The sequence below is a fragment of the Nonomuraea jiangxiensis genome (assembly GCF_900099965.1).
In the GTDB taxonomy this organism is placed as follows: Bacteria; Actinomycetota; Actinomycetes; order Streptosporangiales; family Streptosporangiaceae; genus Nonomuraea; species Nonomuraea jiangxiensis.
On the sequence record NZ_FNDJ01000017.1, the window covers coordinates 65,029 to 81,813 of the forward strand.

Consider the following 16,785-nt stretch of genomic DNA (forward strand, 5'->3'; position numbering starts at 1 on the left):
AGTCCTTCAGGTCGAGCGGGCGCTCGCGATCAGCGCTTCGCGTTGCGCGGAGCTCAGACGGTCCGGCCTCGGGGTGATGGCGTACGTGCCGCGTCCGAGCCGCTCCAAGGTGAGCGGGTCGGAGAGGATCGGACGACGGCCGACCACGTCCAGGGCTTCGGCGGCGCGCCGAACGGGCCAGCCCAGTGCCGTGGCGAGGTCGCCCGCGGTGAGCGGCCGGGCGGCGTGCACGAGCGCGGCGATCACCGTCAGCGCGTCGGCCACCGCGGTGTGGGTAAGGCTGCGGTCGTCCATGTGGTCGCTGATGCGGGCGAAGAACCGGCCCATCTCGCGAAGCCGGGTCCCGGCGGGAGTGTCGGAGCCGAAGAGGTGCGTTCCGCGCCGCGCGGCCGCCGCGACCTCGGTGTGCGCCCCGGTGTCGGCCCTCCAGGCGCGGAGCCAGACGTCGTCGTTGATCGTGTACCGCTCGCGGCGCCCGCCTGGATCCTGGCTCCGTCCGACCAGTTCGATCCTTTCGAGGTAGCCGATGGCCTTGGACACCGAAGCCGGGCTGACCTGTAACCGGCGTACGAGGTCGGCGGAGGTCAGGCTCCCGGAGTCGGAGGTGAGCAGGCAGACGAACACCCGGGAGGGCGTCCGGGGCAGTCCGGTCCCGGCCAGCGACGTGGCCAGCTCCTCCGCGAAACGGCGCGCCACCTCGGTCTGCCGCTCGTCGGGCTCGGCGGCCTTGACCGCTATGCGCCGGCGGGCGCGCCGGTCGGCGGCCTGCTGGGCGCCGTCCGCCAGATAGCCCGCGGGCCCGCCGTTGCGCGCGACCTCGCGGGTAAGCGTGGACGTGGGCCTGCCGAGCCGCCGGCCCATCTCGGCGTACTCCAGCCCGTCGGCCAGCCAGGTCTCGATCTTCCGGCGATCCTCATGGGTCAGCCTGCCTCCGGGCATCGGCCACGCCTCCTCCTCAGGTGCGTTCACCGACAATACATTGCAACGGGCGAGTGGCGTGAATTGCATTTACCGACAATACTGTTGCAACGATTCGCCCGCCACCTCGCCATATTCATTCCTCTTGGTTGACGGAAATCTGAAACGCAACGTAGCCTTTCCTCGCCCGGAAAGGACACGTCGATGTCAGATATAACGCGAACACAGGCGCGGGTCTCCGAACTACTCGCCGAATACCGGATCCCAGGCGCCGCGGTCGGGATCTACCATGACGGGGAGATCATCGACTTCGCCGTCGGCGTCAAGAATGTGGAGACGCGCGAGCCCGCGACGGCCGACACCATTTACCAGTGCGGTTCCATGACCAAGACCTGGACCGCCCTCGCCTTCATGCAACTCGTCGACGAGGGAAAGGCCGACCTGGACGAGCCGGTGCGGACCTGTCTTCCCGGTTTCCGAGTCGCCGACCCCGAGGTCAGCGCCAACCTCACGCCCCGCCATCTCCTGCACCACACGAACGGCATCGAGGAGGCTTACGGCGATCCCGGCCAGGACGACGATGTGTACGAGCGCATGGTCGCGAACATCGCCGGCGCGCCTCAGGTGCATCCCTTGGGCCGCACCCACGGTTACAGCGCGGCCCTGGGTTATGCCGTTCTCGCCCGCGTCATGGAGGTGATCAATGGCAAACGGTGGGACGACATCATGCGGGATCGCCTCTTCGATCCGCTGGAACTGACCGGTACGACCACCTGGCACGCCCTGGTGGACCCGCAGCGCGCCGCGACGGGGCACCTGATCCGCTCCCTCGACGAGGGACCCGTCGTCTCGCCGCTGACCCATCTGCCACGGTCGTTCGGCCCCGGCGGCAACATCAGTTCGACGGCGCGGGACGTGCTCACGATGGCGCACGTCTTCCTCGACGGCGGCAAGGCGCCGAACGGCACCAGAATCGTCTCGGCCGAGGCCGTTCGCGAGATGATGGAATCGCGTGTTCCCGTGCCCGATCCGCATTTGTTCGGGCCGGAGTGGGGCCTGGGTCTCATCGTGTGCGATTGGCACGGCGAGACCGTCTACGCGCACGACGGCAGCACGGTCGGCCAGAGCGCCCGCCTGCGAATCCTGCCGGATTCGGGCCTTGCCCTCGTGCTGCTGACCAACGCGGGACCGCGGGACGGCTTCTACAGGAGGGTGTTCAACGAAATCCTCTCCGACCTCGGCGCGCCCACGATCCCGGACCTGCCGGAACCCGACCCGACCCTACCCCTCGACCCGTCAAGGTACGAAGGCGTCTATGAGCGGCCGGGCGCCCGATACGCGGTGTCGGCCGAGGATGGCGACCTCCGCCTCACCCTCACGGTGAATCCCGTGGAGGCACAACTCACCGGTAAGCCGGAACGCATCACGTACGAGCTGCTTCCGATCAGCGAGACGCATTTCCTGATGCCTGCTGCAAGCCCGCTCGAAGACCCTCAGACCGTCGCCATCTACGACTTCCACCAGGGAGTCGCGCAATACCTCCACACCAATTGCCGAGTGAATCCGAGAGCAAGCGAGGAGAACACAGGAATGCACGTCATGGCGGTTTCCACGATTTCCGACAACGGCCGGTTCTGGGACGCGCTGAAGGCGGCGCACGGGCACCTGCCGAAGGGCGCCACGTGGACCCTGGCGGTGGCCGGCACCGACGGGACCAAAGCGGTGAACGTCATCGTCCACGACTCGGTCGACAGCGTCAAAACCTTCTTCGAAGAGCACGCCGGCCCCTTTGCCACCACGGAATACTTCGAAGCCGACGCCGCCAACGCGGTCGGGCTCCCGAAGACGTAGCCGCTTTCTTACGCTACCGTCCACCCAGGCCACGACGGCGGCACACCATCCGGACCCATGCGACCGTTGTCTCTACTTGATGGCACGTTGGGTCACGCCCCCGCGTCCCTGCTGGTCGGCGGGCTGTCCGCCTCCAGACAGCGGGACGCGCTCGCAGCGTCCGGGCTGTCGTGGACCACCATCGGCGACCGGCGGGGCATCTCCGCCCGCAAGCTCGCCTTGCCAGGCGCGAGCCCGGCGGGCTGCTCGTTTTTGCGGTTGCACTGACCCGCATCGCCCATAGTCCACGACCCCGGCGTACAGAACCGCCTGAACCCTCGCCCCGGCCACCGGGCGCAGGACCGAACAGCGGCTCGATGACCGAGTGGTGGAGTTCCCCGCGATCGACGACGACGGCGGCAGGGCCCGCACTCCGGCTCCGTGCGGACAGTCGTGGCCGACCTGCGCCGACCTGGGTCTCCGGCGCGCCCCCGCTCGTGCGCGTGATCGTCGCCTCCGGCGCGCCGCGCCCAATCGCGGGATCGTCACGGATACGAGGCTGCACCGGGGCGCCCGAGTCTCGCACGGACGCCCGAGCCTTGGAAGTACGCCCGAGTCCCGCACGGACGCCCGAATTTCGCACGGGCGCCCGAGTTTCCTACGGACGCCCGAGTCTCGTACCGGACGCCCGCGATCCCTAAAAGGTCGGCCATGAAAAGGGCCGGGCGCGCGTCGTCCGCGGCCCGGGATCCCTCCCCCGGTTAGACAGAAAACAGCGCCCCACCTGGGGCGATGCGAAGTGACCCGGTCGGGGGGCGAGATGGATACGGCTGCTACGACGGTGCCCGCCGGGTTGCGGGAGGCGGTCGAGGCCCGCGTGGCGGAGCGTAGTGACGAGCGCCGCCGGAAGATCGAGCTTCTCCAGGAGCCGGGCGGGATCGCCCTGGCCGACGACCCGGCCCGGGTGGCGACCCGGATCGACCGGCTCAGCCGCTACCACCCGGATGTGCGGCCGGTCAGCCCGGCGGCCCTCGCCGCGGGGGAGCCTGCGGCGATGGCGGCGGCGGGCGTAGTCCTGGAGCGGATCATCCAGACCAACGACCTGCTCGGCGTCGCGTACCTGGACGGCGGCGTCGCCGCGGCGCGGGCCGTGGGCCGGATCAGCATCCGGGACTCGCGGGGACGGCTGGTGGGGTACGGCACCGGCACGCTGGTGTCGCCGGAGCTGCTGCTGACCAACCATCACGTCCTGAGCGACGCCGGCACCGCCGAACCGAGCATTGTCGAGTTCGACTACCAGGACGGCATCGACGGCCGGCCACTGCCGCTGCAGGGCCTGCCTCTGGACCCTGGCCGTTTCTTCCTCGCCGACGAGCGGCTGGACATCGCGCTGGTCGCCGTCCAGGCAAATGCGGCGCAACTGGCCTCGTACGGGTTCAACCGGCTGGTGGAAGCGGAGGGCAAGGCGATCGTCGGGGACTTCGTGACGATCATCCAGCACCCCCGGGGCGAGAAGAAGCAGATCGCCCTGCGGGAGAACCGGATCGTCGACGTCGCGGACCTGTTCCTGCACTACGAGACCGACACCGACCCGGGCTCCTCCGGCTCCCCGGTCTTCAACGACCAGTGGGAGATCGTCGGGTTGCACCATGCGAGCGTTCCGGCACCCGGGCGCGACGAGCTCGGCGGCATCGTGAACGAGGGGATCAGGGTGAGCCGGCTGCTCGCCTTCCTCCGCGACCAGCGGCTCCCCTCCGCGCAGCAGGCACTGCTCGACCGGGTGTTCACCCAGCGCATCACCCTGCCGGGCGCCACGCCCATGGAGCCGCGCCCGGCACTCGACGGGACGGCGGGCTCGCTCGGCCCGGTCCCCGCCGGAACGGCCCGGCCCGCCGCTGATGTGCCCACGCCCGGCGGACCGCCGTCCGCCACACCGTCACCCGCTGGACCGTCACCCACTGCACCGTCGCCCGCCGGGACAGCACCTGACGGGACGGCACCTGGCGGTACGACCTCTGATGGGACGGCGTGGACGACCTCCACCGGGACGTCGCTGCAAGCCTCCACCGAGACGGCGCGGATCCTCTCGGTCACGGCGCCGTTCGAGCTGCACATCCGGTGCGAGGTGGCCGAGCCGGGCAGGCAGTCGCCGGCCCAGGAGGAGGCCATCTCCATCGATCCCGACTACTCGAACCGCCAGGGCTACGACCCGGGCTTCCTGGCCGGCGGCCATCGCGTCCCGCTGCCTCTCCTGTCTCCCGACCTGGTGCCGCTGGCGGCGGTCAACCGCTCTCCCTCACCCGCCGCCGGCCCCCCGTACGTGCTGCCGTACCACCACTTCAGTGTGGTGCTGAACAAGCGGCGGCGGCTGGCGTTCTTCACGGCGGTCAACATCGACGGCAACACCAGCGTCCGGCTGCGCAGGGAGCCCGACCGCTGGTCCTTCGACCCGCGGGTGGCGGAGGAGGAGCAGGTGGGCGAGGAGATCTACCGCGCCAACCCGCTCGACCGGGGCCACCTGGTCCGCCGCCTGGACCCGGCGTGGGGCGCCACTCGCGGCGCCGCCAAGCTGGCCAACGACGACACCTTCCACTTCACCAACTGCACTCCGCAACACGAGGACTTCAACCAGAACAAGACCACCTGGGCCGGGCTGGAGGACTACATCCTGGAGAACGCCGACAACCGGGACCTCAAAGTGACCGTCTTCACGGGGCCCGTCCTGGCGGAGGACGACGACGCGTATCGGGGGGTTCAGCTGCCTCGCCAGTTCTGGAAGGTGGTCGTCATGGTGAAGCGGAGCGGCGAGTTGTCCGCGACCGGATACCTGCTCAGCCAGGAACGGCTCATCGACGGCCTGGAGGTCGCGCCCGCGGACTTCTCGTACGGGGAGTACAGGACCTTCCAGGTGCCGGTGCGACGGGTCGAGGGCCTCACAGGCCTGTCGTTCGGCGACCTCCCCGCGGCAGACCCCTTCGACCGCATGGAGACAGCGACCACCGCAAAGGAAATCTCCGACCCACGCCAACTCCAGTTGTAACCCTGTCCGAGCCCGCGCCCCCCACAGCCAGGGTCCGTAATCAAACCCTCCTTACATGCCAAGCAAACCCCACCACCCGACAAGGCCCACCGCCCACACGAGGTCCACCGCCCTACACGACGCACGCCGCCCTGCACGAGGCACGCCGCCCGCAGTCCGGCGCAAAGGCCCGCCACCCGGCACAAGGCCCACCGCCCTGCACGACGCACGCCGCCCGTCAACCGGCGCCAAGCCCACCGCGCGGCACGCCGCTCGGCACCCGAACGCTCAGCGCTCGGCGCAAAGCCCCACCGCACGGCACAAGACCCCACCGCACGGCACGAACCCCCACCACCGGCACAAGACCCACCGCGCGGGACAAGGTTCACCACCTTGCGTGAGGCACGCCGCCCGTCATTCGGCGCGAAGCCCACCGCTCGGCACGCCGCTCGACGCCCAAGCGCTCGGCACGAAGCCCTACCACCCGACACAAGACCCAGCGCCCAGCACAAGGCCCACCGCCCAGCACAAGGCACGCCGCCCGCAGTCCGGCGCGAAGGCCCGCCACCCGGCACAAGGCCCACCGCCCTGCACGACGCACGCCGCCCGTCATCCGGCGCGAAGCCCACCGCGCGGCACGCCGCTCGACGCCCAAGCGCTCGGCGCCCGAACGCTCGGCGCTCGGCGCGAAGCCCCACCACCCGGCACAAGACCCAGCGTCCAGCCAAGGCCCAACGCCCAGCACAAGCCACGCCGCCCTGCACGAGGCACGCCGCCCGCACTCCGGCGCGAAGGCCCGCCACCCGGCCAAGGCCCACTGCCCTGCACGACGCACGCCGCCCGTCACCCGGCACAAGACCCGCCCGCTCAGCGCGAGGGCATAGGTTGGCCTGCGTGAGAGTGCGGGCAGCGTCCTGACAGGCCAGCTACCGTCCTGGGCAGGCCAGCCAGCGTCCTGGGCAGGTCAGCCAGCGTCCTGGGCAGGTCAGCCAGCGCGCCGGGCAGGCCGGCCAGCGCCCGGGGAGGGCGGCCAGCGTTCTGGGCGGGATTGGGCGACGTCCGATCACGGGCTGGTGAGGATTGCGTGGAGGCGGCGGGCCTGGCGGACCAGTTCGGTGGTGCGGGATCGCCCGGCCAGCTCGGCCACCACCGCGAGCTCGCCCCGGGCGTCCGCCCATTCTGCGGCCTCTACCGCGAACCTCATCAGCCGCGTATGTACGCCCGTCGCCTTCTCCCCCGGCCCCGGCAGGTAGGCGGGCAGCAGCCCGGTCACCACCTGCCACACCTCCCGGTGCGCGCCCAGCCTGGCCGCCTCACTGAGCGCGGCGATCGCGACGGACGGCCTGTCCTCGCCGCGCTTCAGCAGGACGGCCAGCTGCCTGCCTAACTCGGTGCCCGGTAAGCCGCCCGAGGCCGCCAGGTGCAGCAACGGCCGCACGCCGTCGCCGTCGGGCCCGTCCAGCAGGTGGTGCGCCAGCAGCAGCGCCAGCCCCGGACCGCCAGGGCCGTCGGCGAATGCCAGGCGCTTCAGGTCACGTGACGACGGCTTGACCAGCGGCCAGAACGACTTCAACGTATAAACCGATCGCGCCGCCGCCAGCTCCCGGTGTCCGGCGAACACTGCCAGCGTCCGCTCGCAGTATTCCTCATGCATGCGCGGCACGAGCAGATCCCCCAACAGTTCCGCGTACTCCGGCCCCGACACGAACTCGGATGTGATGCGTGTGTCGTCCTGATATGTCTCCCAGCGCAGGACCACCTCGGGATCTGCGGGCCGGTCGGTGAGCCACCTGTGCACCCGGCGCCCGGCCGGTCCGGTCAGCCGCGCGGCCTGCCGCACCGCCTCGTCGGTGACGGTGCGGCGCATCCGAAGCAGCGCCTGCCGCAGATCCAGCGGCAGCGCGGTCACGCCGGCGCTTTCGTATTCCGCCAGCCGCTCGACCAGCACGTCCGCGTCCAGCAGTCCGTTGGCGTGGGTGGGCGTGGCCAGCAGGTACGGCGGCATCCGGCCTTCCGTCTGCGCCTGGTAGACCTCGGCGAAGCGGGCCAGCGGCATGAGCTTCCACGCGGCGGCGTGGGTCATCTCCGGCACCCGTCGTGTCGCGTCGACCCGCCGGTCCAGCGTTGCTCTGCGCTCGGCCCCGGGCTCGATCAGCTCCCTGGCCATGGCTTCGGCCCAGTCTGAGGTGTTCCACCACGGATATCCGAAGTAATGCTGGTTGCGGCAGCGCGCGGCGAGCGGGGACAGCGCGGTGATCAGCTCGTCCCTGTGCTCGCCTGCCGCCAGCCGGACGAAACCATCCAGCCACCGTTCGGACGGCACCCAGTCGAACTCAGGCAAGTGGAGGCGAGCCAGCACCCTCGCATCCGTGATCGGGGACGGCATGCGCGGCGGCTCGGGTACGGCGGGCAGCGGCATGGGCACGAAACGGGGCCGCCTGGGCTCGGGCGCCGCCTCACCGCCGAAGACCCCGGCCAGTTCGGCACCCGGGCCCGGAGGCAGCAACGCCACGGTGTCCCTGATCATCTCGGCCGCCTCCGGGCCGAACCGCCCGGCGTGCTTGACCGCCAGCCGCACCGCCCGCGTTTTGGCCTCGGCCGACTCGCACGTCAGCGCGGCGGTCAGCGCGGACGCGTACGCGTCGACGTCCTCGGCCGGCTCCTTGAGCACGCGGTCGAGCAGGGCCAGCCCGGCGCGTACGAGCCTGCCCTCGCTGCGGAACAGCAGGCTCTCCACGGCGTCCACCGGCGGCGTGACCCGCAACCGGCGGAGCTGCCGTAGCGCCAGCTCGGCAACGTTGGCCGCGGGGAGGGAGATCATCGCCGCGTATTCGCTCACATGCGGCGTGACCTCCTCGGGTGCCGGGTCGAGCAGATCGTGCAGACCGACGAAGAACCGCAGGTCGGCGGCCTGGCCGCCACGCAGGAACCGGGAACGGCACCCGTCGAGCAGCACTGCGCGCTTGATCCGCCCTTCGGTGGCCAGCGCGCTCAGGGCGGAGGCCAGCGCACCATCACCACGCAGGAACCGGCCCACTCCCTCGGCACTGAAGAGCCTCGGCACCATGGCATCCAACAACGGATCTCCCGCCAGCCCGTCAGCCCAGCCGTCGACCGACCCGTCAGCCAACCCGTCGGCGGAGGTGGTGAAGGCCGGCTCGGGGGTGGGGGCGGCATACGTCGAGGCAGCGAAAGCCGTGACAGCGGGACCGTCGGCGGAGGTGGTGAAGGCCGGCTCAGGGGTGGGGGCGGCATACGTCGAGACGGCGAAGGCCGTGGCGGAGGGACCGACGGCGGAGGGCGAGACGGAGAAGTCGGAGGAAGGAGCTGCGGAAGACGCAGAGTCGGTGGAGACGGCGGAAGCGGCGGCGGGAGTGGCGCTGGAGGGGGCGAAGGCTGCTGCGGGTGCGGTCTTGGAGGGGGCGGAAGCGGCCGCGGGTGCGGTGGTGGAGGAGGCGGAGGCGGGTGCGGTGGTGGAGGGGGCGGTGGTCGAGGCCGGGGCGGAGGCGAAGGTGGTGGAGGCCGAGTCAGAAGCGGGGAAAACCGAGTCGGAGGCGGGGGAAGGCGAGGCACTGGACACAGAGGGGGTGGAGGTCGAGGTGATGGAGCTGGGGGTGGAGGTGGGGGGCGTGGCGGCGGTGGTGGTGGCGGAGGCGGTCCAGGCCAGGGTGAGGGGGTCGTGGTCGGGGGGTTCGGTGCCCGTCTCGCGGAGGAGCGCCAGTGCCAGCCGGGCCCGCCCGTCGCCCGCCTCCGGGCGTACGCCGCGCAGCCGAAGGGCCAGCCGTACCGCAAGATCCTGCTGCCAGGCGGCCGGTCGCGCGGCGACCACCTTCAGGATGAGCGGGACGTCGTCCACGTCGGCCGGGGGCCAGGGACGTTCGAGCTCGCGCTTGTTGAGCCAGGTGGTGACGGCGGCGGCGCCCGCGATGGCGCCCGCACCCGCCACCCGCAGGGCCTCGACCCAGCGGCTCCTTACGTGCTCGTGGCGGAGCATCTCCTGGGCCTCGGGCAACTCCCACACCTGCCGGTGCATCTTGTCCGCCCGGGCGATCAGCTCCTCCCACCGGGCCTGGTATGCCTCACCGCGCTCGACGTCCCTGCGCTCACCTTCGCGTCGCGCCACCGGCAGGTAGCCGGGCAACTCGCGCGCCACCTCACGCCGCCGCACCTCGTCGAATCCCGTCAACAGCGTCACGACGGCATCGGCGTCCTCGGCGTCGATGGCCGCGCGAACCGCTTCCCAGGCGTTGGTCATGCCCGCGACAGTAGGGCACCGCACCGACAATCCCCGGAGCCCCCAGTCGGGCAACCTGACCCCGGCAGCCGACGCTCGCCAGAGGCAGCCGGCAGCCGACGCGGGGCCCGGAGCGGGCCACCTCACCGGCAATCGTGGCGGCTGCGGTCAGAGGGCGCGGTCCTGGAGTTCGGTCAGCAGGTCCTGGGAGTACGCGATGCGGCCGGTGAGCTCCGCGGCCGGGCGGTGGCACAGGGCCAGGGCGGCGTCGGCCATGACGGTGGGCGGCTCGGCGTTGGGGTCGTCGTCGGTGGTGAGCCCGTGGAAGAGGGTGCCCGGGGTGGGGACGACCCGGTTCGGCGACAGGGCGTTCACGGCGACGTTGTCGGCGTAGAGCTCGGCGGCCAGGCCGGTAGTGAAGCGTTCGAGGGCGGCCTTGCACATGCCGTACACCGTCGAGCCACGGCCCGCCCACGAGCCGGGCGGGAAGGTGGGGTGGCGGGCCGCGACCGAGGAGATGTTGAGGATCCAGCCCGTACGGCGTTCCCGCATGCCGGGGATGACCAGCTGGGCGAGGTGGAAGGGCGCGTTGACCTGTACCTCGAACATCAGGTCGTAACGCCGCTCGGTGAACTCCGACACCGGCGTGAAATAGGTGACCGCGGCGTTGTTGACCAGGATGTCCACCGGCCCGTACCGCTCCTCGGCCGCCCGGATGAGCGCCTCCCGGTCCTGCTCGCGCGACAGGTCGGTGGCCTGGGGAAAGGCGGTGCCACCGGCCGCCTCGATCCGCGCGACGGTGTCGCCGATCGTCCCTTCCAGGGGGCTTCGCGACGCCTCGACGGTACGGGCGGCGACGACGACCTTCGCCCCCTCGGCGGCCAGCCGTACCGCTATCGCGGCACCGATTCCCCTGCTCGCTCCGGTGACGACCGCGACCTTGCCTGCCAGTACGCCCATGGGCTGTCCTCTCCTGAGACCCTTACCGGCCCGCCCACAGCGATACTAGAACGACATTTCAGAATATGACCAGACCGACACCCCGATGGTCCCTCGCACCGCGCCGTCGCCGGGGCCGGCCTGATCAAGGGGTTGATCAAGGGTACGGTCAGCGTCCTGGAATCGACCGCGGGCCTGCCGGGCACGAGGGCGGATGCGCGCCGTCCGCCGCGCGGGGAGGTCCGGATGGCGGGCCACCGCCGCCCTCCTGGACGACGACCTCAGCGTTCACCTGCCTCCCCACGGCCGCTGAGTCCGCCGCCGAAGCGTCAAAGACCGGCAGGGCGGGCACATTCGGGAAACTCGGTCCGCCTTCACGATGGACTCTCCGGTTTCTCCCATACGTGCCGGACCTCGACCCCTGGCGCCACCAGCCGGCTGAGCGAGGTGGCGAGTGTGGCGTCGTGCGGGCCGTCGATGGTCTTCTTGCCCTCACGCCAGGCCACCCGCAGCGAAGTTCGCCAGTAGCCCTCCTCAGGGTCGCCCGAATGGGTCACGGTCACCTCGGTCAGGTCCGCCGCCGGCACCGTACGAACGGCGGCCCTGCTCACCAGTCTCACCTCGTGCCGGGTGAACTCCGCCACCGTCACCTCGTACCGGTCGCTCACCGGCCACAGCACGATCCCGGCGAAGAGCAGCGCCCCGATGACGATCAGGCCGTGCGGGTGCCACGGGACCGAGAAGAAGGCATTGAGCCCCGTCGCGAGCAGGATGCCGATCGGCAGCATGCCGGGCACCAGCAGGCAGCCAGATGGCTCGCTGCCCTCCCAGCGCACCATCGCGTCGTCGCCCACCCTGTCACCATTGCCTCCTCACCGACGGCGGGCAAGGGGGCGCGACGCCAGGTGGCTGACGGGCGGGCGATTCCGCGGCGTCGCCGTACCGGCCCGCTCTTCACGCCGATGACCTCACGGCATTAGGGTCTGAAGCCTTATGTACGGGATGCAGGCGTTAACGGAGGCGGATCCCGCACAGCTGGGTGACTACGCGCTCGTCGGCGCGCTGGGCCGGGGGCCGCGGTCGGTCGTCTACCTGGGGCGCTCGGCGTACGGCCAGGTGGCGATCAGGCTCCTTGCCGCGGGCGACGTCGAGGCGCAGCGTGCGATGGCCGCGGCGGCGGAGCAGGTGACCGAGCCGTCCGTCGCGCAGGTGCTGGCGACCGGGATGCACGGTGACCGGGTCTACGTGGTCAGCGAATACGTGCAAGGCGTGTCCCTGGCGGAGTCGGTCCGTCAGGAAGGCCCGCACGACCCGGCCCGGCTGCACTGGCTGGCGACCGGCACGGCTGCCGCGCTGGCGGCGATTCACCAGGCGGGTCTCGCGCACCTGGCCTTCACACCGGCCAACGTGATGCTCGGCGCCCAAGGGCCGAAGGTCGTCGACTTCGGGATCGTACGGCCGCCGGAGCCGGCGGTCATACCCGCCTACCTGTCGCCGGAGCAGGTGGCGGGACATCCGGCGGGACCGGCGTCCGACGTGTTCTCCTGGGCCGCGACCATGATCTACGCCGCGACCGGGGTGCCCCCTTTCGGCGAGGACAACGCTCCGGCCGTGGCCCATCGGGTGCTGAACATCTCGGCGGACCTGTCGCGGCTGCCCGCGCCCCTCCAGCCGATCCTGAACCAATGCCTGGCCAAGCAGCCCGCCTATCGGCCCACCGCGCAGCAGGTGCTGGCATCCCTGCACGGGGCCGCACCGAACCAGCCGGCTGTCGGACAGCCTCCCGCTCACGCCCCGACCACCACGTACTTCCCCCCGCACCCCCAGCCCCCCGCGCCCACCCGGGCCTTCCCGCACTCCCCTCCCCCTGCCCAGCCCCCCGGTTATGCCCCGCCGCCGCCCGCTCCGTCGAAGAGCTCGACCAGCCTGGTGATCGGACTGGTGGCCGGGCTCGTGGTCCTGCTCGCAGCGGGCGCTGCCGGTGTGGTGTTCCTGGCCGATCGGCAGCGACAGCAGCCGGTCGCGATCGCCAGCCCCAACCCCAGCCCGGCCACCAGCGAAACCCCCGACTCCGGCCCCACCGACTCCCCCGACTCCGGCCCCAGCGAAAGCTCCGACCCCGAAGCCGGCGAAAGCCCCAGCCCGAGGGAAAGCCCGAGTTCAAGCGAGAGCCCCAGCCCGAGCGAGAGCCCCAGCTCCGACGCCGGCGCCGGCACGGCGACTTCGACGCCCGAGCGCACCTCGGTGGCGGGCCGGTGGACCGGCACCTACGTGTGCAACCAGGGCAAGACCGCGCTTGACCTCACGATCACCGAGTCGTCCCCCGGCAGGCTCAAGGCCACTTTCGCGTTCGAGGCCGACCCCAGCAACCCCGATGTCCCCTCCGGCTCCTTCGCCATGAGCGGCCGGCTGACCGGACGGGTCTTGGACTTGAAGGGCGTCCGCTGGATCGACCGGCCGGGCGAGTACATCATGGTCAACCTCCAAGCCGACCTGACCGAGGATCGCCCCTCCACCATCACCGGAAACGTCCTGGGCGGCGGCTGTTCCACCTTCACCATCGAACGGTCGTGAAGGCCGCCGCCTTCGCGGCCCTTCCTCGCCCGTGCCCCCTACTCGAAGGTGTTCCGGGGCCTGGGCGAAGCTCGTTCGGCGGGGGGCCGTAGTTCGTCCCGCGAATTGTTAGTCTGGGGACGTGAATGAGCATGTTGACGGGCAGATCGGGGCGGTGGCCGCCCTGGTGCGGTCGACGTTCCTGATGAATGCCGTGTACTCGGAATCCGCCCGCGAATTCGGCCTCACCCAGCAGCAGGGCCAGCTGCTGTGCGTGCTGATGGCGCAGCCGTACGGCATGAGCGAGCTCGGCGCGGTGCTGGGCCTGGCCAAGTCGAGCCTGACCGGCCTGGTGGACCGCACCGAGCGCAACGGCCTGGTCCAGCGCAAACCCGACCCCCAGGACTCCCGTGCGGTACGGGTGGCGCTCACCAGGCCCGGCGCCAAGCTGGCCGAGGAGTTCTACAACGAGACCTGCCGCCGTGTCGACAAGCTGACCTCGGAATTCGCCCCGGCGGAGCGCGACACGCTCGCCGCCCTGCTCGGCCGCATCGTGATGGACAACAAGGTGCCCACGGTCTTCATGGAGCCGGATCAGCCGCACTGACCCGCCGACCAGAGCAGAGTTGCGGTTCGTGATACGAACTAATATGGTTCGTAGCACGAACTTTTGCCATGGGGAGCGTACGCCTGGCGAACCTCTCCATTCGCAGGGAAGGCGGAACAATGTCCCCGCATGACATCGTTTTCGGTTTTGGCACCCACCCTGGCATTGACGACATACCCGAGTTGTTGCCCACGGTCCAGCAGGCCGACCGGGACGGACTTGACATCTTCACGCTGTCCGACCACCCCTACATCGGCGGGCGCCTGGACGCCTACGCCGCGCTCGGCTTCGTCCTCGGGCGCACGCGGCGCATCGCCGGCTTCGCCAACGTCAGCAACCTGCCCACCCGGCCCGCTCCCCTGCTGGCCAGGACCGTGACCTCGCTGTCCGCGCTGTCCGACGGCCGGATCGTGCTCGGCATGGGCGCGGGCGGACTGTGGGACCGCATCACCGATCTGGGAGTGCCCCGGCTGACGCCCGGCGAGGCCGTGGACGCCTTCGAGGAGGCGATCGTCCTGGTCAAGCTGCTGTCGGGCGGCGGCCCTCCGGTCACCTACCGGGGCAAGCACTACCAGGTGCACGAGATCGAGCCCGCTCCGGTCGCCGCGCCGCCCGTGTGGACCGGATCGGTCGGCCGCAAGTCCCTGGCCGCCACCGGCCGGGTGGCCGACGGCTGGATCCCCGGCCACGCGGCCGACTGGCTCAGCGAGCGCTACCGAACCTCCCGGCCGGTCATCGACGAGGCGGCGGCGTCCGCCGGTCGCGATCCGAGCGAGATCCGCACCGTCTTCAACTTTCCCGGGCGCATCACCGACCGGCCGCTGCCCGCCACCCGTGACCGCGACGGCCGCTGGCTCGGCGGCTCCGTCACCCAGTGGGTGGAGGAGCTGACCGGGGCGGTGCTGGAGTACGGCGCGTCGGGGTTCACGCTCTTCGCCGCCGACCACAGCAGCCCGGACTCGACCACCCTGAGCCGCTGGGCCCAGGAGATCGCCCCGGCGGTCCGCGAAGCGATCGCGAAGTAGCGGGCTCCCGCGAAGGCGAGCGCGCCCGAGCGGATCGAAGGACCGGCGCAGGACATCCGCAGCGCCATGCCCCGGAAGCCACCGCCGCGCACCGACGACAGGGCCCCGCCGCCCGCCTGTTTCATGGCCACCAACCCGCCGTCTCATGCCTCGGACGCTCGTGGCGGGCCCGCGTGGACACATGCAAAATATGTCCACATATCGAACGAGCGTATCACTATGCGAGACGACAGGTGCGGGGAGCAGGAGGGGCAGCACATGACCAAGGTGGTCATTCACATCTTCCACGGCGACGACGACTCGATCTCGTACGGCTCCCGGCTCTCGGAGCGGATCCGCCAGATAGCGGCCGACAAACAGGCCGAGGTGGAAGTCTTCTGCTTCGGCCCCGCCCAGGCCCGGCTGACGGGTGGCCCCGGCGACGAAGCCCGCGCCGTTCACAACCGCCGGCTCGACGACCTGATCGCGGCGGGCGTACCCGTCGGGGCCTGCGTCAACGCCGCGAAGGCCGACGGCACCGACGAGGAACTGCGGAAACGGGGATTCACCCTCGAAGTGGCCCGGGACGCCTTCCTGCGTTTCGCCCTGGAAGGCGCCACCGTCATCACCTTCTGACAGCGACCGGCGGCGGTCAGCCGGCGTACCGGAGCCGGGTCATCTCGTCGTCGGAGAGCCGCACCGCTCCGGCGGCCACGTTCTCGGCGAGATGGTCCGGATTGCCGGTGCCCGGAATGGCAAGCACGTGCGGCCCCAGCCGCAACGTCCAGGCCAGCCGGACCTGCGCGGGCGTCGCGCCGTGCGCGCGGGCGATGGCGAGCACGTCCTGGTGCTCCGTGGCGGCCGTTCCCGTCTCACGCCCGGCGCCCGCGATCGCGAAGAACGGTACGAAGGCGATGCCCCGCTGGCCGCACCCGCGTAGCAGCTCCTGCTCGCCGGCCGACGCTCCGATGCCGAAGGAGTTCTGTACGCATACCACCGGCGCGATGGCCTGGGCCTCGGCCAGCTGGTCCAGCGTGACGTTGGACACCCCCAGGTGGCGAATGAGCCCGGCGTCGCGCAGCTCGGCCAGGGCGCCGAAGTGCTCGGCGATCGAGCCGGTCCTCCGGCTGGGAGGGACGCGCAGGTTCACCACGTCGAGATGGTCACGTCCCAGCTGGCGCAGGTTCTCCTCGACCTGGCCACGCAACTGCTCCGGCGTGGCCCACCACCACTCACCCGACGGATCACGCCCCGGCCACACCTTCGTGGTGATGACGAGGTCGTCCGGATAGGGGGCCAGCGCCCGGTTGATCAGCTCGTTGGCCGACAGGAGCGGCGAGAAGTAGAAGGCGGCGGTGTCGATGTGGTTCACTCCGAGCTCGATCGCCCGCCGCAGCACGCCGATCGAACGCTCGCGGTCACCCGGGGCGCCCGGGCCGAAGGCGACGCTGCCCGTCAGGCGCATCGCCCCGAACCCGATCCGGTTGACGGTCAGGTCGCCGAGGTTCCAGATGCCCGCCGCGGCGGCGGCGTTCGGCTGTGTGGTCATGATCAGGTGGGTGTCCTTGCCTAGGAGCCTGCGGAAAGAAGGCCGCGGTCATCCGGGCCGGCCGGATCCGGGCATGAAAAAAGCCTCCTCGTGCGGAGTGGCTCCGGCCGAGAAGGCTCAATTACTCGCAGG

General features: G+C 70.9%; 12 protein-coding genes. 7 read left to right on the top strand and 5 right to left on the bottom strand.

Features of this window, described 5'->3' with window-relative positions:
- Window positions 1–6: 6 nt before the first annotated feature.
- Window positions 7–969, bottom strand: a complete 963-nt coding sequence (locus BLS95_RS33320; protein WP_245765437.1) for a GbsR/MarR family transcriptional regulator — start codon at window positions 967–969, stop codon at window positions 7–9.
- Between the two features lie 153 nt (window positions 970–1,122).
- Between BLS95_RS33320 and BLS95_RS33325 the strand changes: the two genes are divergently transcribed.
- From BLS95_RS33325 to BLS95_RS57100, 3 genes are all read left to right on the top strand, one after another.
- Window positions 1,123–2,769, top strand: coding sequence for a serine hydrolase domain-containing protein (locus BLS95_RS33325; RefSeq protein WP_090940650.1), 1,647 nt, complete (start codon window positions 1,123–1,125; stop codon window positions 2,767–2,769).
- Window positions 2,770–2,826: 57 nt separating this feature from the next.
- On the top strand, window positions 2,827–3,036 hold the full coding sequence (locus BLS95_RS33330) for a hypothetical protein (RefSeq protein ID WP_143043963.1): 210 nt from the start codon (window positions 2,827–2,829) through the stop codon (window positions 3,034–3,036).
- Between the two features lie 532 nt (window positions 3,037–3,568).
- Window positions 3,569–5,788, top strand: coding sequence for a DNA/RNA non-specific endonuclease (locus BLS95_RS57100; RefSeq protein ID WP_218136106.1), 2,220 nt, complete (start codon window positions 3,569–3,571; stop codon window positions 5,786–5,788).
- 1,042 nt (window positions 5,789–6,830) lie between these two features.
- Here the strand turns inward: BLS95_RS57100 and BLS95_RS56020 are convergent.
- The 3 genes from BLS95_RS56020 to BLS95_RS33355 all read right to left on the bottom strand — a co-directional run bounded on the left by BLS95_RS56020 (window position 6,831) and on the right by BLS95_RS33355 (window position 11,794).
- Window positions 6,831–10,022 (bottom strand): DUF7824 domain-containing protein, encoded by a 3,192-nt coding sequence (locus BLS95_RS56020; protein ID WP_176993516.1) that lies wholly within the window; start codon window positions 10,020–10,022, stop codon window positions 6,831–6,833.
- 147 nt (window positions 10,023–10,169) lie between these two features.
- Window positions 10,170–10,961, bottom strand: coding sequence for an SDR family NAD(P)-dependent oxidoreductase (locus tag BLS95_RS33350; protein WP_090940656.1), 792 nt, complete (start codon window positions 10,959–10,961; stop codon window positions 10,170–10,172).
- A 353-nt stretch (window positions 10,962–11,314) separates the two neighbouring features.
- The gene (locus tag BLS95_RS33355; protein WP_090940659.1) at window positions 11,315–11,794 is read right to left on the bottom strand and encodes a hypothetical protein; all 480 of its coding nucleotides are present in this window, start codon (window positions 11,792–11,794) and stop codon (window positions 11,315–11,317) included.
- Between the two features lie 148 nt (window positions 11,795–11,942).
- Here BLS95_RS33355 and BLS95_RS33360 point away from each other — a divergent pair, with 148 nt between their 5' ends.
- From BLS95_RS33360 to BLS95_RS33375, 4 genes are all read left to right on the top strand, one after another.
- Window positions 11,943–13,514 carry a serine/threonine protein kinase gene (locus tag BLS95_RS33360; RefSeq protein ID WP_176993517.1) on the top strand — a complete coding sequence of 524 codons (1,572 nt, stop codon included), beginning with the start codon at window positions 11,943–11,945 and terminating at the stop codon, window positions 13,512–13,514.
- 121 nt (window positions 13,515–13,635) lie between these two features.
- Window positions 13,636–14,100: a MarR family winged helix-turn-helix transcriptional regulator gene (locus BLS95_RS33365; protein ID WP_245765438.1), complete on the top strand. Its 465-nt coding sequence runs from the start codon at window positions 13,636–13,638 to the stop codon at window positions 14,098–14,100.
- Between the two features lie 119 nt (window positions 14,101–14,219).
- A complete protein-coding gene (locus BLS95_RS33370) occupies window positions 14,220–15,125 on the top strand; it encodes an LLM class flavin-dependent oxidoreductase (RefSeq protein ID WP_090940666.1) in 906 nt (301 codons plus the stop codon).
- A 219-nt stretch (window positions 15,126–15,344) separates the two neighbouring features.
- Window positions 15,345–15,740 carry a DsrE family protein gene (locus BLS95_RS33375; protein WP_176993518.1) on the top strand — a complete coding sequence of 132 codons (396 nt, stop codon included), beginning with the start codon at window positions 15,345–15,347 and terminating at the stop codon, window positions 15,738–15,740.
- Window positions 15,741–15,756: 16 nt separating this feature from the next.
- On the opposite strand, the gene BLS95_RS33380 is transcribed toward BLS95_RS33375, so the two are convergent.
- Window positions 15,757–16,653: an aldo/keto reductase gene (locus BLS95_RS33380; RefSeq protein WP_090940671.1), complete on the bottom strand. Its 897-nt coding sequence runs from the start codon at window positions 16,651–16,653 to the stop codon at window positions 15,757–15,759.
- Window positions 16,654–16,785: the final 132 nt, after the last annotated feature.

Coding starts and splice junctions, on each gene's coding strand:
- BLS95_RS33370 (WP_090940666.1), top strand. CDS start 14,220: ATGTCCCCGCATGACATCGTTTTCGGTTTTGGCACCCACCCTGGCATT.
- BLS95_RS57100 (WP_218136106.1), top strand. CDS start 3,569: ATGGATACGGCTGCTACGACGGTGCCCGCCGGGTTGCGGGAGGCGGTC.
- BLS95_RS33380 (WP_090940671.1), bottom strand. CDS start 16,653: ATGACCACACAGCCGAACGCCGCCGCCGCGGCGGGCATCTGGAACCTC.
- BLS95_RS33330 (WP_143043963.1), top strand. CDS start 2,827: ATGCGACCGTTGTCTCTACTTGATGGCACGTTGGGTCACGCCCCCGCG.
- BLS95_RS33350 (WP_090940656.1), bottom strand. CDS start 10,961: ATGGGCGTACTGGCAGGCAAGGTCGCGGTCGTCACCGGAGCGAGCAGG.
- BLS95_RS33360 (WP_176993517.1), top strand. CDS start 11,943: ATGCAGGCGTTAACGGAGGCGGATCCCGCACAGCTGGGTGACTACGCG.
- BLS95_RS56020 (WP_176993516.1), bottom strand. CDS start 10,022: ATGACCAACGCCTGGGAAGCGGTTCGCGCGGCCATCGACGCCGAGGAC.
- BLS95_RS33375 (WP_176993518.1), top strand. CDS start 15,345: ATGCGAGACGACAGGTGCGGGGAGCAGGAGGGGCAGCACATGACCAAG.
- BLS95_RS33325 (WP_090940650.1), top strand. CDS start 1,123: ATGTCAGATATAACGCGAACACAGGCGCGGGTCTCCGAACTACTCGCC.